The organism is Paenibacillus sp. DRB1-1 (assembly GCF_052119485.1).
Classification (GTDB): domain Bacteria; phylum Bacillota; class Bacilli; order Paenibacillales; family Paenibacillaceae; genus Paenibacillus; species Paenibacillus polymyxa_B.
In genome coordinates this window covers 3357520-3382444 of sequence record NZ_JBODQH010000001.1, presented here as the reverse complement: position 1 = coordinate 3382444, position 24925 = coordinate 3357520, and the positions used below count along the sequence as shown (strand labels likewise).

Annotated in this window: 7 protein-coding genes; 3 read left to right on the top strand and 4 right to left on the bottom strand. The window is 53.2% G+C overall.

The features are described 5' to 3' along the window. Nucleotides 1-159 precede the first annotated feature (159 nt). Nucleotides 160-873 (top strand): beta-glucanase, encoded by a 714-nt coding sequence (gene bglS / locus ACQW03_RS14895; RefSeq protein WP_071643153.1) that lies wholly within the window; start codon nucleotides 160-162, stop codon nucleotides 871-873. Between the two features lie 405 nt (nucleotides 874-1278). Here the strand turns inward: bglS and ACQW03_RS14890 are convergent, their stop codons facing one another. Beyond that, complete coding sequence (locus ACQW03_RS14890; protein WP_143756843.1) at nucleotides 1279-1521, bottom strand: hypothetical protein; 243 nt, start codon at nucleotides 1519-1521, stop codon at nucleotides 1279-1281. Between the two features lie 691 nt (nucleotides 1522-2212). Here ACQW03_RS14890 and ACQW03_RS14885 point away from each other — a divergent pair. Then, entirely contained in the window at nucleotides 2213-2767 is a 555-nt protein-coding gene (locus ACQW03_RS14885; RefSeq protein ID WP_076294792.1) for a GNAT family N-acetyltransferase, read from the top strand. Nucleotides 2768-3538: 771 nt separating this feature from the next. Next, entirely contained in the window at nucleotides 3539-4111 is a 573-nt protein-coding gene (locus ACQW03_RS14880; RefSeq protein ID WP_071643157.1) for a DinB family protein, read from the top strand. Between the two features lie 865 nt (nucleotides 4112-4976). On the opposite strand, the gene ACQW03_RS14875 is transcribed toward ACQW03_RS14880, so the two are convergent. From ACQW03_RS14875 to ACQW03_RS14865, 3 genes are all read right to left on the bottom strand, one after another. Beyond that, on the bottom strand, nucleotides 4977-5174 hold the full coding sequence (locus ACQW03_RS14875) for a hypothetical protein (RefSeq protein WP_441950336.1): 198 nt from the start codon (nucleotides 5172-5174) through the stop codon (nucleotides 4977-4979). Between the two features lie 101 nt (nucleotides 5175-5275). After that, entirely contained in the window at nucleotides 5276-5596 is a 321-nt protein-coding gene (locus ACQW03_RS14870) for a hypothetical protein (RefSeq protein WP_220030258.1), read from the bottom strand. 484 nt (nucleotides 5597-6080) lie between these two features. Next, nucleotides 6081-24893 carry a non-ribosomal peptide synthase/polyketide synthase gene (locus ACQW03_RS14865; protein ID WP_441950333.1) on the bottom strand — a complete coding sequence of 6271 codons (18813 nt, stop codon included), beginning with the start codon at nucleotides 24891-24893 and terminating at the stop codon, nucleotides 6081-6083. Nucleotides 24894-24925: the final 32 nt, after the last annotated feature.

Here is a 24925-nt window from a genome sequence, read left to right as displayed (position 1 = left end):
TAAGTTTTCTATTGTGGACGACTCAATTTCAAACTACAATGAAGATACCAAATATGGAAGCGTTTTATATTTTTCCCGGTAAGCTGGTCAATACTTGAAATAATGTATCATTGTCAGCCATTGCTTTCATGTTTGGTCAATCTTTTATGGAGGTGTAAAATGAAAAAGAAATCTTGGTTTACTCTACTGGCAACTGGAATTCTCTCTCTGTTTGTTTCGGTAAGCGTTTATGCGGGGAATGTTTTTTGGGAACCACTTAATGGTTTCAATTCTGGTGCATGGCAAAAAGCGGATGGATATTCCAATGGGAACATGTTTAATTGCACTTGGCGTGCCAATAATGTCAATTTTACAAACGATGGCAAAATGAAGCTTGGCTTAACGAGTTCTGCGTACAATAAATTTGACTGCGGAGAGTATCGATCGACGAACACTTACAGATACGGCTTATACGAGGTCAGCATGAAGCCTGCTAAAAACACAGGGATCGTATCTTCCTTTTTTACGTATACGGGACCTACTGATGGCACGCAATGGGATGAAATAGATATTGAATTTTTAGGCAAAGACACAACAAAAGTGCAATTCAACTATTATACAAACGGGGTCGGTGGTCACGAGAAGATTGTTGATCTGGGCTTTGATGCATCAAGAGGCTTCCACACCTATGCTTTCGATTGGCAGCCAGGGTACATTAAGTGGTATGTTGACGGGGTTCTAAAGCATACGGCAACCACGAACATACCAAGCACGCCAGGCAAGATTATGATGAATTTATGGAATGGCACTGGCGTTGACGACTGGCTAGGTTCGTATAATGGAGCGAATCCGCTATACGCCGAATATGATTGGGTAAAATACACGAGCAATTAGCCCGTAGTACAAAAGTAGCCCTGTATGAAGTGCCCCCTTAAAGTTAGACAAATATTTTTATGCAATCAGTTGGGCATGAGCTCGGTATTGTACCGGGCTCATGCCTTTTAGTTTGAAAACGGTCAGATGCTGTATCGAAAAATGGGTTACCGTGAAGTCGGCATTTTTGAAAACAAAGGGTTATAACAGCGACAGCCAAGGACGAGAAAATAAAGTCCTAGACTGTCGCTATTTTATTGAGCTAACGTCTCTCGTTAGCGTAATCGATATTATTCTTGCGCTACAACACGTAGCTCCTTCGGGCAGTTACCTACGACAGGACGAAAAATAATGGCAGCCTATCAGGGCTTCCACTCCAACTTGAGCATAGCAAATAAGAGGGCAGTTGATGGCCTCAAATCCTATTTAAGGATTTATTACATACTTCATCCATAGCCCACCATCGTCCAGTTTTTCTACACTCTTCAAAAAGAAATTTACTGGCTTAGTTTTTTGAAGATGAGCACTCGTTTCAAATAGCGTCAAAGAGTTAGAAGCACCATCTACTATCGGGACTAAAACTAAACTAATCTCATCAATTAAACCTTCAACAGTGAAATTCAAACTTTCTTTTCCTTCAAAAATATAAGATATACCCAGCTTTTTCAAATGAGCTAAATAAGCATCCGATGCTTGTTCGGAAAGTACTTCTATAATATGATGACCGAATCGATCATCATCATTAGAAATGATGTTTTTTGTCCATCTAATTTCCCAAAAAGATCTACTGCAACTGCATAGGTTTTAGCATTGGGATTCGCTACGTAATCTGTTCTAGGGATCGTCGGAGTATTGTCTTGATCTAAATTTATTTTTTTCCAAAAGTGAAGTGTTTCTCCATGGTAATCCTGCCGCAAATCCATGCTTGGCATTCGTAACGATCATGAATCTCCTTGTATTTTTTGGTAAAATATGCCGTTAAAATTCTCTTCTAAAAATCTCCAACAATTTTGCCATCTAGTGATGTTAGCATGTGACAAGTAATATATGGTCTCTCCAAATTAATCCTTATCAATATGTTCTCCTGTTTTTAACTTTCCTAATATTTCCTTACCATAATACCGCTATCTATTTAAACCAAAGCAGTCGTCCCCTGATTTTAACAAAAGCCGATGAACAAGTGTCATAGGCTTTTGATTTTACTAAAAGTAATTCTTATACTATGTTTTATTAATATTTAGTATACAACTTTATTGTCCGCTGACAGTTGTTTACGATTGAAAAGCGGTTTCTGATAGAATAAAAGGATCATACAGAATGAACGAAGCCATCTATTTAAATAACAACTGGAGGTATATCCATGCAAACACTTGAAACCAACCGATTGATCCTGCGGAATTTTGCCGCAACTGACGCTGCCGGATTGTTGGAGTATACAGCTAATCCAAGAGTTAACTGCTTTATGGATAACCAGATTTCGACGTTGGAGGAAGCTACAGCGGAGGTCGAAAAAAGAAGCAGTGACGACTCCCATATCGCGGTCTGCCTGAAAGACAGCAACGAACTGATCGGTGAGCTGTTTGGTATGAAGGAAGAACGAGATTCGGATACGTATGGTATTGGATGGAATTTTAATGCCAGATTTGAAGGGAAAGGGTACGCAAGTGAGAGCGCCAACGCCTTCATAGAATATCTCTTTACGCAACAGGAAATAAGAAGACTGTACGCCTATGTCGAGGACGATAACTTCCGTTCCCAGAAGCTGTGTGATAAACTGGGCTTTCGCCAGGAAGGCTGCTTCATGGAATTCGTTTCATTTGTTAAATATGAAGACGGCACGCCGAAATACGAGAATACGTATCAATATGCATTACTGAAAAAAGAATGGCTCTCACAACGTGCTAATCAGAAATAAAGAACAATAGGTTAATCTCATTTTTAAAACTAAAAAACGTCACTAACAAATACGGCGACTTCTCTCCAGTGGATTCTAGGGAAAAGTCGCCGTTTGGTTTTAAGTTTCGATATAGGGTCTGGTTTAGCTACCCCAAAACGGCTTTGCAATCTGCTGACCTTAATCGATCTTCGTCCTTACACGGCTTCACAGGTTGTTTCCGCAAGCTACCAGTCACTCACAAGTTGCTATAAGTTAGAACACAACTTTATTGTCTGTAGACAACAACACCACACAAACATTGTGAGGTGTCATAATTAATGAGAAAACAACAAGCTGAATATATGATAATTCAACGATCATTTTCATAATTAGTGAGAACTCATTGACTCGAAGTTATTCGGTCCACCCTAATTTTTCAAATTTTATGAGAATATACGCAACTCTAAAAATACGTATTTATACAATTAATAAGAAGTTGTACTACTTCTTCATTGTCAATTGTTAGTGAATAATAATGTTTTAGACTAAACAATAAAGAACTAGACTGAGATAATAAAGTTACAGACTGGCGACGCGTGGCCCGCATGCGTGGCTGCAGTTGCGCTCCCCAGCTCTTCCGGAATGAAGTCCAGCTTTGCGATCAGCGCGCTAGCGACGGCGGCCGGTGTAATTAGAAAATATAGTCTTATACTGGAAAATAAAGTATTAAAGATATAAACTACGAATATGCTTTTTTCTTGAATCCTCTCATATGATGAGAGTAATTCAGTATTCGAGGAGATGATCTTGATGAACAAGAACATAGGGATTAAGGATATTTTGGTAAGGTTCGACGAGATTTCGAAGCATTATGTTCGGGAGCTGGACAAGTATAGTCTGGCGGAACTGTGTCGCAAGCCAAGCGAGAACGAATGGTCGCTTGGGCAAATGTACCTACATCTGCCTCATTCCACGCTGAACTTGCAGCTCCGTCTTGCGGAGCAGTGCATGGCGCTCGGTGGCGGCAGCGAGGAGGGCGGCGGGAAGACGGAGGCCGGCCATGCCGTGTTTGAGCAAGGGAGCTTCCCACCGGTTCGCATTCAGGTACCGGCCGACTTGCAATATACGCCTCCTCAGCCAGAGAGCAAGGAGCAGCTTGTCGCCAAGCTAGAGGAAGCAAGGCGCCGCATGCATGAGATTGGGGCGTCGCTGCAGAACATAGACCCAGAGCGGCTACAGCGAAAGGCGACTCATCCGGCCGTAGCCTTCGGCGCGTTAAACGCGGTCGAATGGTTCACGATGGTGGAGATGCATTACCGTCATCATCTTCTTCAAAAGGAGCGGCTGGACTCTTTCTTACAAACTGCAGAGTTACTAGGCTAACAGGACACGATAGTTGAATGTTGGCCACAACAGCGGCCGGTCTAGGATTTTATTTTCGCGTCCTTATCTGCCGCTGTTGCATTTGTCGGATCAGTCTAAAACATATTTCTCAAAAGCTGACGACCTTTGAAATGGACAATCGCGTAAAATCAGCAACCCCAGTCTACAAATTTTATTTTCTTCGAACATCAATTATGATAATTTTTCTCGTTCAATCTGTAAATTTCCTCACTAATTATGACACTTCCTTCGAAAAATAAAGTTGTGTACCAAAATCCAATATTTGTGTTTTGTATTTTATTAATAAAATTTCAAAAATATGTACGTTAAATCCTTATAAATATGTTCTCCTGTCTTTAACTTTTCTAATATTTCTTTACCATAATATCGCTCTCTATTATTTAAACCAAAGCAGCCGTGTTTTTAATAATCTTGAGTTACCAACACTAAATCGTAGTTACCAACATTAATGTGTTTCTGAACAATTAGTGTCAGGCGATAAAAAAGCGTGAACCAATTTTGTTGATTTTACTGCGTTTGCCAGAGCACATGATAAACACGAAAAATAAAAAGTCTGAAACAACCACAAATTACCATAAAAAGAAAGTTGGAAACTTGTACTATTACGATAATATAATTTTCATAACCATTTCCTCAATATACTAATTCATTATTCACTTCTTTCAATGAAGCCATTATATCTCTAGCTAGTTTATTAATTCTCTTTTTTTGTTCGAATGATAGCTTGATTTTACTTAATTCTTTAAATGGTGAACTTATGGAAGGTTGATTACTATTCCAGCCTCCTGATTCTAATACTGAAAAAAACGTTTCGGCATAATACCAAAAGTCTTCTCCAAGAGCTTCACGCTTCCTTTTTATCTCTTGATACCCTTGAAAAATTGCCCTGTGAATCGGTTGTTTCCATCATGCGAAGCTTGTGCATCATCCACTTTTGCGTGGAACCTACCAGCACCCATTCATCCATGGTGACCTTGCTGTCCTCTGGAATTTCAAGCGATTGGAGCGGTTCGATCACCGCGTTCTCCTTCAAGCGAGTCACGAAGTATATCCCGTCCGAGCAATAACGATCGTATGCTTTGTAGTCCACGTAACCGAGGTCAACACATAGGTGATTCCGGCATCTTCGATAAGGTCATCCATCTATGTCCGGTCATTTTTCTTGGCTGTCGTAATGGTTGCCTTCTCTGGCAGGACCTCATGAGCATCTGCAAAAGCAAGGCGGAGGTGAAGCTTTATACCAGCCTTGGTCTTGCGAAAGTCGGCCCACTTGTACCTCCGCAAGCAAAGAGCAACGGTGGTAGAGTCGATAATCCGGAGTGCTTTGCGGTCTGCTATCGAACAGCCATGCCTAGACAAAATCTGCATAGCCAGCCGCTCGAAAACCTGCTGGAGCAGGTCCTGATCCACCTGATTATGCTTGCGGCATAATTGTGCCGGTGAGATCGATTCCAAGCCTAGCATTCCTGTTGAAATTCCTTACTCAGAACGTCGTCGGCTATCTCTCTCAGCACTTCCTGCATCCTATTTCGGCCATTGTATTTCGGAACTTTTCCCCTATGAGGTAGTAGTAAACGAGTAGCCGCGGCGCACGTTTTAGATATCTGTATTTTTTCCTGTAGTCTTCATGTGCCTTTTGTTGTTCTTCTGGTGTCATAGTCAAAAGATTAAACTCGTCTGCAACGATCGGGAATTACTTCTTTTCGTTTTTCGGGTATTCGGATTTTATGGTGGAATTATCTCTGTTTAAATGGTTTGATTCTTAGTATACCCAAGGTAAACTACGATTTCTGTTGTGTTTTGTCGATTTTCCAATAAATTGAAATCGTTACTCAGCGGCACTTGACGTCAGATTCCGGTGGTGGATTTTTACCTTTCATTTGGAAAAAAACACCCGGCAGGATGCATACCGAGAGAAATACGGCATACACCCAAGCCGGGTAAGGGATTAGAAAATAATATCAATGGCCTCTAGCACATCTTGCTCCTGTTCGGATTGCCCGTTCAGGGAAATATCCTTCAACAGCACCGAAGGCTGTTCGCAAATTTGAGTGATGATCACGAGCAGGTCCTGAGCGAAATTGTCGATCAGATTGCGCGTAAACAACTTGGTGGCATATTCAAACTGTCCGTTCATTCCCTCATCCAGCAACGAAATGACCAAGGTAAGATCAAATTGGGAAACCGTATGAGTTTCCGGATAAGATTCGATCTTGATATCCCCGAAGCTTTGAACGTTATCTTCCTTGGTTTCCAGAGCAAACATGACATCGAATACAGGATTGCGGCTTTGATCTCGCGGCGCCTGCAGCTTTTTCACAAGCTCCTCGAACGGATAATCCTGGTGGTCGTAGGCCCCCAGCATCGTTTCTTTGACTTCGTTCAAGTAAGCAAGGAACGTCTTCTCCCCGGACGGATAATGGCGAATCGCCAAAGTGTTGACAAACATTCCGATGAGCGGCTCCAGGTCGGCATGTGTGCGGCCCGAAACCGGCGTACCTACAATGAAGTCTTCTTGTCCCGAGTACTTGCTGAGCAGGATTGAATAGGCCGCCAATAACACCATATAAAGGGTGGCACCGTTCTCATCGGCGATGCGCTGCAAGCTGTCGGTCATCTGCTTGTCGATGCTGAAAGGCAGCACATCTCCCTCAAAGCTGCGAGCGGCAGGTCTGACAAAGTCCGTAGGTAGTTCAAGCGTCGGCAGTTCGCCTTCCAGCACGTCCAGCCAGTAGGCTTCCTGACGTTTCAGCCGCTCTTTTACAGGTTCGGACTGCTGCCAAGCGGCGAATTCCTTGTATTGAATCCGAAGCGGTTCCAGAGTCTCGCCGTTATACAGGCGCAGCAGCTCTTCGACGAAGATGCCCATCGACATGCCATCCGTGACGATATGATGAATGTCCAGCATGAGCAGATGCCGTTCCGCTTCCCATTCGACTAAGCCCACACGCAGCAGCGGCGGCCGCTCCAAATCAAAGACGCGCACAAAGCCGTCTACGATGCTCTTCGTTTCACTTTCCGTCGCTTTCGTATACTCGACGGCAAACTTCAAGTCCGGATAAATCCATTGTACCGGTTCGCCGTCGACCATTTCGAAGCTGGTTCGCAAAATTTCGTGACGAGCTATCAATCCTTTGAGCGCCGCCTCGAATTGATTCCGTTCCAAACGCCCGACGAGAACCGTCATGCCGGACATGTTGTAGCTAAGCTCGGCGCCTTCCATCTGCTGCTGGATGTACAGCCGTTTTTGCACGGAGGAAAGCGGATAGTAATCCCTCTTATCCAGAACCGGAATGGAGAGGTGTTCCTGCCGCTCCAATTGGCTGATCGCTTCGGCCATCGCTTCGATGGTCGAGTGCTGGAACACATCACGTAGCGGCAGGTTCACGCTCAGTTCCTTGTGCACCTTGCTGACCAGCGTCGTCGCCCGCAGGGAGTGCCCGCCGAGGTCGAAGAAGTTGTCCGTCACGCCAATCGTGACCGGCCCGAGCACGTTCTGCCAGATGGCGACCAGTTTCGCCTCCAGTTCGGTGCGCGGCGCCACGTATTCGCGGCCTGCGCTTGCTCCCCCTTCCGGCGCCGGCAGCGCCTTCCGGTCGATTTTCCCGTTCGGCGTCAGAGGCAGGCGCTCCAGCTCCACGAAGTACGACGGGATCATGTACCCCGGCAGCTCGCTGGCAATCGCCCGCTTCAGGTCCACCGCCGTCAAGCCTTCTTCCGCTGTATAATAAGCGCACAAAGCTTTCTGACCTTCTTGATCTTCCCTGACGACGACGACCGCTTCCTTCACGCCACCTACACTCAGCAGCTTCGCTTCGACTTCGCCCGTCTCAATCCGGTACCCCCGGATTTTCGCTTGGTTGTCGATCCGGCCGATGAAGTCCACGTTCCCGTCCTCCATCCACCGCGCCAAGTCTCCCGTGCGGTACAGCCGCCCGCCCGCGGCGAACGGACTGTCTACGAACTTCTCTTCTGTCAGCTCCGGACGGTTCAAGTACCCGCGCGCCACTCCGACTCCGCCGATGACCAGCTCGCCCAGCACCCCGACCGGCACCGGGTTCAGATGCGCGTCCACGATGTAGAATTTCGCATTCAGCCACGCTTTACCGATCGGCACATGGCCTGTCTGCGGCAGCTTCGCCAGCTCCTCGTCGTAGAAGCTGGAGTCGATCGCCGCTTCCGTCACGCCGTATGCGTTGATGATCCGGAACAACGAGCCGAAGCGTTCCTGCAAGGTCCGGTAATCCGCCACGCTGCAGCTGTCCGAGCTCGTGATCAACAGCTCCATCCCGCTCATATCCAGTTGCTGATCGTGCACGTACTCCAGGAACGGCACGATCAGCGCCGGCGTCGATTCGAAGAGGGTGACCCGCTCCCGCTCCATCCAGTGGTGCAGACGAGACGGATCGATCCGGTCGTCCTTCGGCACAATCACCATCGTGCCTCCGTTATACAGCGTCCGCGCAATATCTCCCACAAACACGTCAAACGAGAAGCTTGCCAGTTGCAGCAGGCGCACCGGGAACTGATCCAATCGGTATTCCCGCCGGTAGCCCGCCGCCGTGTTCACCAGACTGCGGTGCTCGATCATCACGCCCTTCGGCTTGCCCGTCGTTCCCGACGTGTAGATCACGTACGCCAGGTCCTCTGGACGGGCTTCATGGAAGCTGTCGGTGCCAACATTCTGATGGCTCTTATCGCCATCGTCCACAGCATCCGTCAGCTTGCCGGAGACCATGCCGGAGACAACCGACGCATTCGCCCGCTCCTCGCTGTACGACGCTTCGTCGTCGAGGTACAACACCGCCGCCAGCGCCAGCTCCTCTTCGTCGAGCCAGGCTTCAGCACGCTCTCGCAGCGGCGTTTGCGTCAGCAGTACCTTCGCTCCGCTGTCTTCAAGCATGAACCGCACGCGGTCCGCCGGATAATCCGGGTCGAGCGGCACATACGCCCCGCCCGCTTTCCAGACGGCCAGCACGGCCACCAGCAAGTCCACCGAACGCTCGGCGAGAATACCGACGATCGTCTCCCGGCCGATGCCGCTTGCGCGCAGCGTAGCTGCCAAGCGGTTCGCCCGCTCGTTCAGCTCCGCATACGTCAGCCGGTCATTCTCGTACACGACGGCCGCCTCTTCCGGCGTGCGCTCCGCCTGTTCCTCAAACAGCCGGTGGAACGCGGCCGCAGGAGCCTCTTCTAGCTGCGCCGGGTTAAACGCGCCGAGAATTTGCTCTTTTTCCGCCGGTGTCAAAATGCCCAACTCGGCGATAGTCGCCGACGGGTTGCGGAGAATGGATTCAAGCAGCTGCAAGTAGTGAGCGGCCAATTTCTCCACCGTTTCGGTTTTATAAAGAGCAGTGGCGTATTCAAACAGATATTCCAAGCCTTCCTCGATCTCCGTGACGTCCAAGCTGAGATCGAATTTAGAAACAATTTCTTCGCTGGCATACGTCGACAAATGGAGTCCGGGAAGCTGGATTTCCAAATTCTCTGTATTTTGCAAAGCAAACATCGTATCGAACAGCGGATTGCGGGATAAATCGCGAGCCACGTTCACCTTATCCACCAGTTCCTCAAACGGATAATTCTGCTGTTCAAAAGCGCCCAGCGTCGTCTCCTTAATTTCCTTCAAGTAGTCAAGGAACGTCTTACCGGCAGCCGGATAACTGCGGATGGCCAGGGTATTGACGAACATCCCGATCAGCGGCTGAACGTCGCTGTGATTTCTTCCCGCAATCGGCGTACCGACCACCACGTCTTCTTGTCCTGTATATTTATGCAGCAATATTGTATAACCAGCAAGCAGAACCATGTAAAGCGTTGCGCCGTTCTCGGCTGCAAGCCGTTTCAGACCCTCGCTTTTCTCGCTATGCATAAACAATTGCAGCGTGCGGCCCTCGTAGCTCTGCATAGCCGGGCGCGGATAGTCCGCCGGCAATTCCAAAACCGGCAGCTCTCCGCGGAACATGTCGAGCCAGTAGGCTTCCTGCTTGGCCAGCTGAGCTTTCTGCTCGTCCGATTGCTGCCATACCGCATAATCTTTGTACTGAATGCGGAGCGGCTCCAACTGCTCCCCGCTGTACAAGCGGACGAACTCTTCGATCAGTACGTCAATCGAAACGCCGTCAGATACGATATGATGTGTATCGAACATTAGAATGTGCCGGTCCGGCGCCAGTTCGGCAAGGCCTACCCGCAGAAGTGGCGGCTTCGCTAGATCAAACGGACGAACGAATTGGCGCACCGTTTCTTCCGCCTGCTCCCCGCTGATCTGCACATATTCCACCTGGAAGGCGGCTTCTTCGTAAATCCGCTGAACCGCTTCGCCTTTTACCATCTCAAAGCCGGTGCGCAGCGTTTCATGACGAGCTACGAGCCCGCGGAACGCTTCTTCAAACCGCTGCCGGTCGAGCTCCCCTTCGAGCAGCATAGCTCCCGGTATGTTGTAGCTCAGCTCGGCTCCTTCCAGCTGGTTCAAGATATAGAGACGTTTCTGAGCGGAAGAGAGCGGATAATACTCGCTAGGTTCCGCAGCCGGAATAGCCGTGAACGAGCCGATCTCCAGCAGCTCCATAGCCGCGGCCATTTCCTCAACCGTCGAGTAGCGGAATACGTCGCGAAGCGGGAATTCAACGCCTAGCTCCTTATGCATTTTGCTGACAAGCGTCGTCGCCCGCAGGGAGTGTCCGCCGAGGTCGAAGAAGTTGTCCGTTACGCCTACCACCTTCTCCCGAACAAGCACATCCTGCCAAATGGCGGCCAGCTTCGCCTCAAGTTCGGTGCGCGGCGCCACGTATTCGCGGCCTCCGCCTGCTCCCTCTTCCGGTGACGGCAGCGCCTTCCGGTCGATCTTTCCGTTCGGCGTCAGAGGCAGGCGCTCCAGCTCCACGAAGTACGACGGGATCATGTACCCCGGCAGCTCGCTGGCAATCGCCCGCTTCAGGTCCGCCGCCGTCAAGCCTTCTTCCGCTGTATAATAAGCGCACAAAGCTTTCTGACCTTCTTGATCTTCCCTGACGACGACGACCGCTTCCTTCACGCCACCTACACTCAGCAGCTTCGCTTCGACTTCGCCCGTCTCAATCCGGTACCCCCGGATTTTCGCTTGGTTGTCGATCCGGCCGATGAAGTCCACGTTCCCGTCCTCCATCCACCGCGCCAAGTCTCCCGTGCGGTACAGCCGCTCGCCCGCGGCGAACGGACTGTCTACGAACTTCTCTTCCGTCAGCTCCGGACGGTTCAAGTACCCGCGCGCTACCCCGACTCCGCCGATGACCAGCTCGCCCAGCACCCCGACCGGCACCGGGTTCAGATGCGCGTCCACGATGTAGAATTTCGCATTCAGCCACGCTTTGCCGATCGGCACATTTCCTGTCTGCGGCAGCTTCGCCAGCTCCTCGTCGTAGAAGCTGGAGTCGATCGCCGCTTCCGTCACGCCGTATGCGTTGATGATCCGGAACAACGAGCCGAAGCGTTCCTGCAAGGTCCGGTAATCCGCCACGCTGCAGCTGTCCGAGCTCGTGATCAACAGTTCCATCCGGCTCATATCCAGTTGCTGCTCGTGCACGTACTCCAGGAACGGCACGATCAGCGCCGGCGTCGATTCGAAGAGGGTGACCCGCTCCCGCTCCATCCAGTGGTGCAGACGAGACGGATCGATCCGGTCGTCCTTCGGCACAATCACCATCGTGCCTCCGTTGTACAGCGTCCGCGCGATATCTCCCACGAACACGTCGAACGAGAAGCTTGCGAGCTGCAGCAGCCGCACCGGGAACTGATTTAACCGGTATTCCCGCCGGTAGCCCGCCGCCGTGTTCACCAGGCTGCGGTGCTCGATCATCACGCCCTTCGGCTTGCCCGTCGTTCCCGACGTATAGATCACGTATGCCAGATCCTCCGGACGGACTTCATGGAAGCTGTCGGTGCCAACATTCTGATGGCTCTCATCGCCGTCGTCCACAGCATCCGTCAGCTTGCCGGAGACAATCGGCGCATTCGCCCGCTCCTCGCTGTACGACGCTTCGTCGTCCAGGTACAGCACCGCCGCCAGCGCCAGCTCCTCTTCGCCGAGCCAGGCTTCGGCGCGCTCTCGCAGCGGCATTTGCGTCAGCAGCACCTTCGCTCCGCTGTCTTCGAGCATGAACCGCACGCGGTCTGCCGGATAATCCGGGTCAAGCGGCACATACGCCCCGCCCGCTTTCCAGACGGCCAGCACGGCCACCAGCAAGTCCACCGAACGCTCGGCGAGAATACCGACAATTGACTCCCGGCCGATGCCACTTGCGCGCAATGTAGCCGCCAAGCGATTCGCCCGCTCGTTCAGCTCCGCATACGTCAGCCGGTCGTTCTCGTACACGACGGCCGCCTCTTCCGGTGTGCGCTCCGCCTGTTCCTCGAACAGCCGGTGGAATGCGACCGCAGGAGCCGCTTCCGGCTGCGCCGGGTTAAACGCGCCAAGAATTTGCTCTTTTTCCGCCGCCGTCAAAAGCTCCAACTGATTCACGCGCAAGTTCGGGTTAGCTGCAACCTGCTCCAGTGCCCAGGTAAAATGACTGTAGAGCTGCCTGATGTCATCCTCTCTGAACGTCAGCGCATTGTACGTAAACCGCAGCAAAATATGCTCTTCCGGAATGACAGTAATGTCCAAGTTGTAGTTCGTTTGCTCCGGCGACTGGATATTAGCGATTTTCAGCGCTTCTTTGTCTCCTCCGACGACCTGCTCAATTTGTTCTTCCATCGGATAATTTTCAAACACCATGATGTGGTTGATCAAGTCACGCTTTTGCTCACTCAGCGACTGAATTTCGAACAGCGGGAACGTTTCGTAAGCTCTCGATGCCAGCGCTTGATCCTGGGTTTTTCTCAAGATAGCGGCTACCGTCTCCTCGGCTTTGCCTTGAATACGGACGGGGATCGTATTAATAAACAGGCCGATCATGCTTTCGATACCCGGAATCTCCGCTGGACGCCCGGATACGACGGAGCCAAATACGACATCTTCGCTGTTGTTGTATACCTGCAGAACCAGTCCCCATACGGTCTGCATGAATGTATTAAGCGTCACCTGATGCTGGCGCGCCACCCGCTCGATTTGCCCGGTCAGTTCCTTGCTGAGTTCCACATCGATCTCAGCTGCTTCAAAAGGGCCCTGCTTCAGCCCTGTTTTCTCCCGAGGCAGCTTGGTCTGCTGATCGTAACCCGCCAAATACTCGGACCAGTAACGCGAAGCTTTCGCGGCATCTTGAGCTTCCAGCCATTCGATATACCGGGAGTACGAGGTAACCGGAGGAAGCTCCGGCGTCCGCTTCTCCTGGAACGCGAAGTAGGTGTCGAACACTTCCTTGATCATGAAGGACATGCACCAGCCGTCCATCAAAATGTGATGGTGACTCCAGATCACATGGTAGGACTCGTCGCCCGTGCGCAAGACGGTCACGCGCATAAGAGAGCCTCGGGCCAAATCGAACTTGTTCGCTTTATCCGCGCTGACGAAATCGACTATCGTCTTCTCCGGGTCTTCATCGCTTACCGAGCGAATATCTTCGAAGTACACTTCACACTTCCGCTCGCGGAATACCACTTGAATCGGCTCGTCTCTCCAGCCGGTAATAAAGTTGGTCCGCAGCGCCTCATTCCGCTGCACCAGCGTATCCAATCCTTGGGTGAAGGCTTCGACATTCAGGCTTCCGTGCAGATCGAAGGTCACCTGTTCGAAGTAAGCTTCCGAATCGGCATCCAGCAGGCTGTGGAACAACATCCCTTTTTGCAGCGGAGTCAGGGTGTATACATTCTCCAGTTCGCCGAGCGCCGCCGTATGTTCGGCCAGCCGCTCCAGTTCCTCCAACGTCACATCTTGAAGCAGTACGTCGCTAGGCGTAAGCTCCGGCCGCTCTTTCGATACGCAATGGCTGATGATATCACGCAAGCTCGAATGAAGCAGGGTGCCCAGGCGCTCTACCGTTTCCCGTTTATATTGGGTTTCCCCATAACGGATCGTGAGTTCCTGCACTCCTTCCGACACCATGCCGTTGATATCGAGGACATAATCCATCACTGCATTCGGGCTTGAATCGGAGCCCGGGCTGAACGGAGACGGCCTCGAGCCGCTGCTTTCGTAATCCTGGTCGAACTGACCCAAATAGTTAAAGCTGATCTCCGGCTCCAAAGCGAAGCGCTCACCGTCACGCGGCACCGACGAATAACGCAGGATGCCGTAGCCGATTCCTTTGTTCGGAATGCGGCGCAAGCTTTCTTTAACCTGTTTCACCTGATGACCGAGCGCCTGGGCGTGACCCGGCTCCAGAACGACAGGGAATTGGCTTGTAAACCAGCCTACCGTGCGCGTAATGTCCACATCCGGCAAAAGTTCTTCCCGGCCGTGGCCTTCGAGATTCACCAGCACGCGTTCCCGGCCGCTCCAAGCTTGTACCGCGAGGCCAAGCGCGGCAAGCAGCAAATCGTTCATTTCCGTATGGTAAGCACGGTGTGCCTGCCTCAGCAGCTGTTCGGTTTCCTCCGCCGTCCAGCGAACGGTCACGAGCCCGCTGTCCTTCAGCTTGGATCTGCCTTGTTCAAAATCTTTCGGAAGCGGCTCATAGGTCAATTGCTCGATATGCTGCCAATACTCTCTCTCGCTTTCCAACGCTGGACCGTTCGCATAATCTGCGAGCTGTTTCGCCCACATTTGGAATGAATCCGTTTTGAGCGGCAGACGGATCGGCTGCCCTCGCAGCGCCTGCTCATAGCCAGCAGCAAAATCCTCAAGCAGAATCCGCCAGGATACGCCGTCTACGACCAAGTGGTGGATCGCGATCAGCAGATGATCTCCATCCGCACAGCGGAACAAGCCGAGCTTCAGCAAAGGCCCTGCCTGCAGGTCAATGCTGCGCTGAAGCTCGTTCGCCTTGGCTTCGATCGCCTGCGCGCAGTCCGTCATTCCGCGGAAATAGATCACTTCCAGGCTGTAGAGCTCGCCGTCGCTTTCCGCGATGCCCCGGTTCCATGCCGCATACCCGCTCTCGGTCCGGCGGAAGACGAGGCGCAGCGCATCGTGATGCTCGGCCAGCTTCCGCACGGCCTGACGAAGCGCCGCTTCGTCGTAGCCTTCCTCCCGGTACAGCATCACCGCCTGGTTAAAGTGGTGCGGCTCGGCGAACGACTGCTCGAAGAACCAGCGCTGAATCGGCGTCAGCCGCGTCTCTCCCGTAGCTGCCCCCTGATCGGCGCGTCTTAAGACCGGCTGGAGATACGGGCTTAATTCCGCTACGGTCGGATATTTGAACAAATGCTTGATTTCCAGCCTGTACCCGGCCTGATATAGCCTGGACGACACCTGGATCGATTTAATCGAATCCCCGCCGAGCTCGAAGAAATTGTCCATCACGCCGATCGGACGACCCGTTCCCAGCACCTTTTGCCACACCCCAACCAACGTCTGCTCCGCCGGCGTCCGGGGCGCCACATATTTCGTTCCCACGAGCACACTGCTTTCCGGTGCGGGCAGCACCTTACGGTCGAGCTTCCCGCTGTGTGTGAGGGGCATCCGCTCCAGCTGCACGAAGTAGGACGGAATCATGTACGTGGGCAGATCCTCCGCCAGCGCGCTTCGCAGCTCGCTCGCCGCAAGCGGCTTGTCCGCCACGAAGTACGCGCAGAGGTGCTTCTGACCGGCTTCGTCCTCTCTGGCGATGACAACCGCCTCTTGGACGGACGCCACTTTCAGGACCTGCGCCTCCACCTCGCCGAGCTCGATCCGGTACCCGCGGATTTTCACCTGATGGTCGATCCGGCCCATATACTCGATGTTGCCGTCCGGCAGCCATCTGGCCAGATCGCCCGTCCGGTACATCCGCCCGCCCGGCGTAAACGGACACTCTACGAATTTCTCCACGGTCAGCTCGGGACGGTTCAAGTAGCCTCTAGCCAGGCCTTCGCCCGCGATGCACAGCTCGCCCGGCACGCCGATCGGCTGCAGCGCTGTCGTCCCTTCCTTGACAATATACAGCCGGATGTTCGAGATTGGCTTGCCGATCGGCACCGATACATGCGTCTCTTCCGGTCCGCAATCGTAGTACGAGACATCGACCGTCGCTTCCGTAGGACCATAAAGGTTGATCAGCTGCGCTTGATTCACGGATGACGCAATCCACTGCCAGAACCGGCTCACATGCGACGTCGCCAGCGCTTCCCCGCTTGCAAACACCCGTTTCAGCGAAGACAGCTTGTTCCCCAGATCTTCGCTCGGCTGACGCTCGACATATTCGAGGAAGGCGTGCAGCATCGACGGCACGAAGTGCATCGTGGTGACGGCTTGCCGTTCGATCGTGTCCAGAATCGTCTCGGGATTCTTCTCTCCGCCCGGCGGCAGCAAGCAAACTTTGGCCCCCGTCCAAGCCCACCAAAACAGCTCCCACACGGAAACGTCGAAGGTGATCGCCGTCTTTTGCAGAATCGTATCCCTGGAGTCGATCGGGTAAGCATTCTGCATCCACAGCAGCCGGTTGATCACCGGACGGTGCTCCACCATGACGCCCTTGGGCTTGCCAGTCGAGCCCGATGTGTAAATAACGTAGGCCAAGTGCTCCGGTCCGCTCGCCGGCTCCAGGTTCGAGCCGTCTTCGTCATACGCGGATGGATCGTTCAGATCGACGAGCGATAGACCGCCAAGCGGCTCAGTCCCGTCAAATGACGCGTTTTCCCTCAAATGGCTCTGAATCAGCAGCAGCCTAGCGCCCGAATCTTCGAGCATGTAGCGGATGCGCTCCTGCGGGAATTGCGGGTCGATCGGCACGTAGGCGCCCCCGGCCTTCAAGATCGCATAGATGCCGACGATCATCTCCAGCGAGCGCTCGGCCATGATCGCGATCGGCTGATCGGCCTGCACGCCAGAGGCACGCAAGGATCGCGCCAGCCGGTTCGCCCGCTCGTTCAGCTCCCGGTAAGTCAGGCGGCTGTCCTCATAGACGACGGCCACCTGCTCCGGCGTTCGCTCTGCCTGCTCCTCGAACAGCTCGTGGATCGTTCTCTCTCTCCACGACTCATCCGCTTCCAAACCTGTACCCTCTGCGGCGGGTTGCTTCGCCAGAGCCGAAGACGACACGTCAAACCCGACCAGCAAATCATGCTTTTCGCTGTCCGTCAAGATATCCAAATCCGAAATCCTCGCACCCGGCTGAGCCAGGATCGACGCCAAAAGCTGCTCGTAATGACCCGCCAGCCGTACCATCGTTTCCTGTCTAAACAACGAGGTAGCGTACTCGATCTTGCAAACCAGCTCGTTATCGGCTTCCACGATATCAAAGCTAAGATCAAACTTTGCCGTCTTTTCCTCGATGTCGAACAGCGACCATTGCAAGCCTTCCAGGGTTAAATCCAAGCTTTCGTGCTTTTGCAAAGAAAACATGGTGTCAAACAGAGGATTCCGGCTTAAATCCCGGCTCACCTGAAGAGCTTCCACCAGCTCCTCGAACGGATAGTCCTGGTGCTCGTAGGCTCCAAGCGTCGTTTCCTTCACTTCCTGCAAGTAATCCAGGAACGTCCGCTCCGCCGCCGGACCCAAGCGAAGGGCCAGCGTATTGACGAACATGCCGATAATCGGCTGCAGGTCGGCGTGAGAACGGGCGGCAATCGGAGTGCCGACCACTATATCTTCCTGTCCCGCGTATTTATGAAGCAATACGGAGTACGCAGCCAGCAGAAGCATGTACAGCGTCGTCCCCGAATCGCCGGCAAGCCGTTTGAGAGCTTCGCTTTTCTCCGCATCCAGCGTAAACGTGAGCGTTTGACCATCAAACTGCTGGACAGCCGGGCGGGAGAAGTCGAGAGGCAGCTCAAGCACCGGAAGCTCGGAGCTGAATACCCCGCGCCAATATTCCTCCTGCCGTTTGATGCGCTGGCGCTGCTCCTCGGATTGCTGCCAAACGGCGTAATCCTTGTATTGAATCCGCAGCTCCGGCAATTCTTCCCCATTGTATAGCCGCACGAATTCGCGCAGCAGCACGTCCATGGAAAGGCCGTCGGAACCAATATGATGAATATCCAGCGCGAGCAGGAATTTCTCTTTCTCCAGTTCGATCAGCAGGGCTCGCAGCAAAGGCGGCTGGGTCAAGTCAAAAGGCTGAATAAAGCCTTCAAGAATGGCTGCAACCTGATCTTCGCTTGCTTGAAGCTTCTCGACCTTGAAAGCTGCGAGCGGATGAATACGCTGAACCGGCTCCCCATTCACGATTTCAAAACCGGTGCGCAGCATATCGTGCCGGGCCACCAAAGTAGTCAGCGCCTTTTCCACTTTGGTCTCGTTCAAAGCCCCTCCCAATTGCAAGGCGCTTGGGAGGTTGTAATTCAGCTCCGAGCTATCCATTTGGTGCAGGACGTACAGCCTTTTTTGTGCAGAGGAAACCGGATAGTACGCTTTCTCTTCCGCTTTCGGAATCGAGCTGTGCCGCGTTTCTTCCAAGCTGCCAATAGCCCCGGCCATCGACTCTACCGTCATATAGCGGAACACATCACGCAGCGGAAGTTCGACGTTCATTTCCTTCTGAATCTTGCTGACAAGGTTCGTCGCCCGCAAGGAGTGACCACCGAGCTCGAAGAAATTGTCCAGGACTCCAATGCTGCCGGAGTAGCCCAGCACTTCCTCCCAGATCTTCACAAGCTGGGACTCCGTCCGGTTACGCGGCGCTACGTATTCGACGCCCGTTTGTATGCCGCCTTGCGGCTCCGGCAGCGCTTTGCGGTCCACTTTGCCGTTGGTCGTCAGCGGCATGCGCTCCAGCTGCACGAAGTACGACGGGATCATGTACCCCGGAATTTCCTGGGCCAGCGAGGTTCTTATTTCGCTGACCGTCAGTGTCCGGTCCGCCACAAAGTAGGCGACAAGCGCCTTCTCCCCCCCGCCGTCCTGACGGGCGAGCACCACTGCTTCTTCCACGCCCTCGACGTTCAGAAGCTGCGTCTCGATTTCGTCCAGCTCGATTCGGTACCCGCGGATTTTGACCTGGTGGTCGATCCGGCCCAGGTATTCGATGTTCCCGTCCGGCAGCCAAGCCGCCAAGTCGCCCGAGCGGTACAGCTTTTCCCCCTCCGCAAACGGGGAATCGACGAACTTCTCCGCCGTCAGATCCGGGCGGTTCAGGTATCCTCTCGCAAGGCCTTCCCCGGCCACGTACATTTCGCCCGCTACGCCGATCGGCACAGGGCGACGGTTTTCATCTAAGACGTACACCCTCAGCGTCGGGATCGGCTTGCCGATATTGCTCTTCGCCGCCTCCATTTCCACCCACGTGATTTCCTTATACGTAACGTGAACCGTCGTCTCGGTAATACCATACATATTGATCAGCTTCGTCTCCGGGTACTTCGTCTTGAACCCCTTGAGCAGCAGCGGACTCAGCGCTTCGCCCCCGAAGATGATGTTGCGAATCCGCAGATCGTACGGATGGTCCGCCAAGGCCTCACGCAGCAGCTGGTAGAAGTACGTTGGCGTCTGGTTCAAAATCGTGACCTGTTCGCGGTCCAGCAGCGCCAGGAACTCGGCCGGATTTTTCGCCGTCAGCGGCGCTACGATGACCAGCTTGCCTCCGTTCAGCAGCGCTCCGTACATTTCCCAGACGGAGAAATCGAAGCAGAACGAGTGGAACAGCGTCCACGTGTCGGACGGCCCGAAGTCGAATAGGTTCTTGTCGTTGAACAGGAGACGCACGACGTTCTTATGCTCGATCAGCGTTCCTTTCGGTCTGCCGGTCGTTCCCGACGTGTAGATGACATATGCCAGGTTGCCCGGCCCGGAAATCGGCTCCAGGTTCGCAGCGTCCAGCGTATCAGCGGCGTCCCCCCCTCTGTCGCCCCAAACGAAATCGTCCAATTCGAGGCGTGTTCCTGCGAAGTCGGTCTTCTCGTGCAGTTGCTTTTGAATCAGCAATAACGGCGCGCCCGAATCCTCGATCATGAAGCGAATGCGCTCCTCCGGGTAGTCGGGATCGACAGGCACGTAGGCTCCGCCCGCTTTGAGAATCGCCAGGATGCCGACGACCATATCGAGCGAGCGTTCAGCCAGAATCGCTACCAGCTGGTCCGCTTCTACTCCCGTCTCCCGCAGCTTCCGCGCAAGGCGGTTGGATCGCTCGTTCAGCTCGCGGTAGGTCAACTGCCGCTCGTTCATGACGGCGGCCACGTTGTCCGGGTAAAGCTCCGCCTGCTCTTCGAACAAGCCGTGAATCGTCTGCTGCCGCGGGTAGTCCGCCTCCGAATCGTTGAAACCGCGCACCAGCTCGCGAATTTCCTCCTCCGTGAGCATTTCCAGCGAGGCAATATCCCCGTCCGGCGCTGCTGCGATGGTTTCGAGCAGCTTGTCATAATGTCTGGCGAACCGCTCCGCGGTCTCCTGTTTATACAAAGCCGTGGCGTAATCCAACCGGCATTCGAGCTGACCGTCCAGCTCCGAAATGTCCAGGAGCAGCTCGAACTTGGTTGTTCGGTTTTCCAGCGGATAAAACGATTGCTCCAGCCCCTCGATAACAATTTGCTCGTTCTCCGTATTTTGCAGGGCGAAGAACGTATCAAAGAGCGGATTCCGGCCGGTCGCGCGCGGAATGTGAAGACTTTCCACCAAGTCTTCGAACAAATAATTTTGGTGTTCGAAGGCCCCGAGCGTGATGTCCTTGATTTCTTCCAGGTACGAAAGGTACGTCTTGGAACGCTCCGGACGGCTGCGAATGGCCAGCGTGTTGATAAACATCCCTACGATCGGCTGCACTTCTTCCTGCGTTCTTCCGGCAATCGGCGTTCCTACGATCAGATCTTCCTGACCCGAATATTTATGCATAAGGATGGTGTAAGCCGACAGCAGCACCATGTACAGGGTCGTCCCTGTCCGTACCGCCAGCTCTTTCAGCTTCTCCGTCCGATCTTTCTCGATATAAAACTTCACGGTTCGGCCGTCAAAGCTTTGCACCGCAGGCCGCGGGAAGTCCGTCGGTAGCTCCAAGACCGGCAGCTCGCCCGACAGCTGTTCCAGCCAATACTCCTTCTGCGGCTGGAGCATCTGCCCGTAAGCTTCGGAATGCTGCCAAACGGCATAATCTTTGTATTGAATGCGCAGCGGGGCCAGCTCCTCGCCCCGATACAGGCGGCTGAACTCGTCGAAGAGCAGCGCTGTCGAAATGCCGTCCGAGACGATATGGTGCATATCGAACAGCAGAATGTGGCGATCCTCGGCGACTTCGATCAGACCGATGCGGAGAAGTGGCGGCTTGGTCAGATCAAACGGGTGATAGTAAGCTTCCACCACTTGCTCTACTTCCCGCTCGCTCGCTTGGAAATAATCTACAGCAAACTCCACCTCGTCATAGATGCGCTGGACAAGCTCCCCTTGAACCTGCTCGATCCCGGTACGCAGCGTCTCATGGCGCTGAATCAGCGCCCGGAACGCGTGCTCGACGCGCGTGCGGTCCAGCTTGCCTTCGAGAAGAAGCGCCGCCGACATATTGTAGCTGCGCTCGGCCCCGTCAAGCTGGCGCAGGACGTACAGACGCTTTTGCTCGGATGAAACCGGATAGTACTCGGCCTCAGCCGCCTTTGTAATCTCATGCGTCTCCTGCTGCCTTAAACCGCCGATTCTTTGGGCCAGCTGTTCGATCGTGGTGTAGCGGAAAACTTCCCGCAGCGGAACCTCGACTTGCAGCTCTTTCCGAATCTTGGAAACCAGCGTGGAGGCCCGCAAGGAATGACCACCCAAGTCAAAGAAATCGTCTTGGACTCCAACTTGCGCAATACCCAGCACCTGCTGCCAAATGAGAGCAAGTCTTGTTTCCAGCGTTGTGCGAGGAGCCACATACTCACGGCCTGCTTCTACCTCTCCGGTCGGTTCAGGCAGCGCTTTACGGTCAATTTTGCCGTTCGGCGTGAGCGGAAGCTTATCAAGAGACACCAGCCGGGCCGGGACCATGTGGGCCGGCAACTCTTGCTTCAATTGGGACAGCAGATCGCTCAACTGCAAGGAAGCATCCGCCGCCACGTAGCCGCACAAATACTTTTGCCCCTGCTCATCCGTACGGTCGGTCACCACAGCCTGCTTGACGCCTGGGAAACGCAGCAGGGCCGTTTCAATTTCGCCCAGTTCGATACGGAACCCGCGAATTTTCACCTGATAGTCGATCCGGCCGATGAAGTCGACGTTGCCGTCTTCCAGCCAGCGGGCCAAATCGCCTGTCCGATACAGACGTTCGCCCGGCACAAACGGGCTGTCCACGAACTTCTCAGCGGTTAGGTCCGGACGGTTCCAGTACCCGCGCGCCACCCCGGCGCCGCCGATGACAAGCTCGCCCGGAACCCCTACAGGAACCGGCTTTAACGCGGCATCGACAATGTAAAACCGGGCGTTCAGCCAAGCTTTGCCGATCGGTACATGACCCGACGACGGCAGCTTATCCAGCGGCTCATCGTAAAAGCTGCTGTCAATGGCCGCTTCGGTAACGCCATAGCTGTTGATGATGCGGAATTGTCCGCCGAATCTTTCCTGCAACAATCGGTAATCGGTGACACTGCATGCATCCGAACTGGTAATCAGCAACTGCATGGAGCTAACGTCCAGCCCTTCTTCATAAATATGCTGCATGAACGGCAGGATGAGTGCAGGCGTCGATTCGAATACCGTAATGTTTTGGTCCCGAATCCAGCCGTATAAGAGGTTCGGATCAAGCCGGTCATCCTTCGGCACAATCACCATCGTGCCTCCGTTATACAGCGTCCGCGCGATGTCTCCGACGAACACGTCAAACGAGAAGCTGGCCAGTTGCAGCAGCCGCACCGGAAACTGATTCAACCGGTACTCGCGACGGTACGCATCCGCCGTATTCACGAGACTACCGTGCTCGGTCATGACGCCTTTCGGGCGTCCCGTCGTACCCGAGGTGTAAATCACATAAGCCAAGTCTTGCGGGGCGCTACCGACAGATTCAAATTCCACGGCTGAGGCATCCCCGTTATAAATCTGTTCATCGTCCATGGCGTAGACAGCTTGAAGCTTCAGCCGGTCATCGGCCAACCAACCTCCGGCCCGCTCCAACAGATGACGCTGCGTAAGCAGCACCGATGCATCGCTATCGCTGAGCATGTACTCAATCCGCTCCGCCGGATAATCGGGGTCCAGCGGTACATAGGCTCCGCCGGCTTTCCAAACGGCGAGCACCCCGATCAGCAGTTCCACCGAACGCTCCGCCCAGATCCCCGTAATCGTCTCCCTTCCCACGCCCTGTTCGCGAAGGAGAGAAGCCAGCCGCTCGGCGCGTTCGTTCAATTCGCCGTAGGTCAGCTGTTTGTCCATATAGACGACTGCCGGATGATCCGGAATTTCCCGGGCAAACTTTTCAACATACCGATGAAACGCTTCTCCCTCGCTCAGCCCTGCCACCGGCGGGTTAAAAACGTTGAGAATGCGGTGTCTCTCCTCATCGCTCAGCAAAGAAATATCGCGTACCGGCAGTTCAGGATTCTGAAGAAACTGGTCCAGAACGGTTACATACTGTTCCATAATCCGATCAATCTCGGCTGTCTCGAACAGGCCGGTACGATAGGAAGCATGGAGAATTACATGGCCTTCATTCAGCATATGGTCGAAGCGCAGCAGCAAATCGTCCATCTCGTGCCTAGCAAAGTGAGCCTCCAGACGTACCTTGATTTCTTCGTACTCCACGATTTTCAAAGGCAGATATTCCAGAGACGTGCGGAACAGCCCCGAAAGATCGTTGCGGCCGTGTTGTTCGCGTAAATCCTGGATCAATTGGTTATAAGGGTATTTCTGATACCGCAAATCCGCCGTATTTTCCTTGGAAACCGTTTGGATCAAGGAAAGCACGTGTCTGTCTGGATTCAGACGAGTCCGCGTAGCCACGGTGCTGACGAACATGCCGATCGTTTCTTTTTCCTTCTTGCTGGTGCGATTGGCGAAAACCGTGCCGACCGGAACATCGGTGCTGTCGGTCAGCTTGTACAATAAGGCGTACATGGCGGACAGAAATAACGTATATAAGCTGACCTGATATTGTTCGCTGAAGGCCAGAATGCTTTCATACCGGGAACCGTCCAAAGTGATGGCCAGTTTATTGGATTCGCTGCCGATCGAGAATTGCGGATACGATTTAATGCCGGTCGTTTCAGGCAAAGTGTTGTACTTCGTCAGCCAGTATTCCTTGCCCTTTTGATAACGCTGGGATTGCTCATATTCACGCTCCGCGGAAATATAATCCAGATAGGAAGGGGCCTGGTAACTGCTGGAGATGCCTTTGCGCAGTTCCAGGTATTTTTCCATCACCGCATGCAGCAAAGCATTGACGGACAAGCCGTCGGCGATAATATGATTTACCGTCAAATTGAGCCATACTTGGCCGTTCGCAAAATGGATAATCGTAAATTGGTAGAGGTGTTCGTCGAACACACTGGCTGGTTTTTCGCTTACTTCTTTCACCCAAGCATAGAATTGTTCGGTTGTGCCTATTTCGAGGCGGCTTATCCTAGCTTGGACATTCTCTGGCTCTTCGAACCACTGCGTTGGATTTTGCAAATCCCCGCTAATGTGGATTCGGAAAGCGTCATAGGTTTTGACGATCTCTGCCGTCGCTTGCTCCAGAAGCTGTGTGTCGATCTCACCCGTAATTTGGTAGGTCGCGGAAAGCATCGTGATGGACGTTCCCGGATTCATAATTTCCATGAACCATATTCGGCGCTGGGCTTGCGTTAATCCATATTGCTCGTTGGTATTCTCTCTCACATCGACACACTCCCGGTTTAGAGATTTTTTAT

Excerpts from the sequence above, each read along its gene's own strand:
- bglS (WP_071643153.1), top strand. The coding sequence starts at position 160 with ATGAAAAAGAAATCTTGGTTTACTCTACTGGCAACTGGAATTCTCTCT.
- ACQW03_RS14885 (WP_076294792.1), top strand. The coding sequence starts at position 2,213 with ATGCAAACACTTGAAACCAACCGATTGATCCTGCGGAATTTTGCCGCA.
- ACQW03_RS14880 (WP_071643157.1), top strand. The coding sequence starts at position 3,539 with ATGAACAAGAACATAGGGATTAAGGATATTTTGGTAAGGTTCGACGAG.
- ACQW03_RS14870 (WP_220030258.1), bottom strand. The coding sequence starts at position 5,596 with ATGCTAGGCTTGGAATCGATCTCACCGGCACAATTATGCCGCAAGCAT.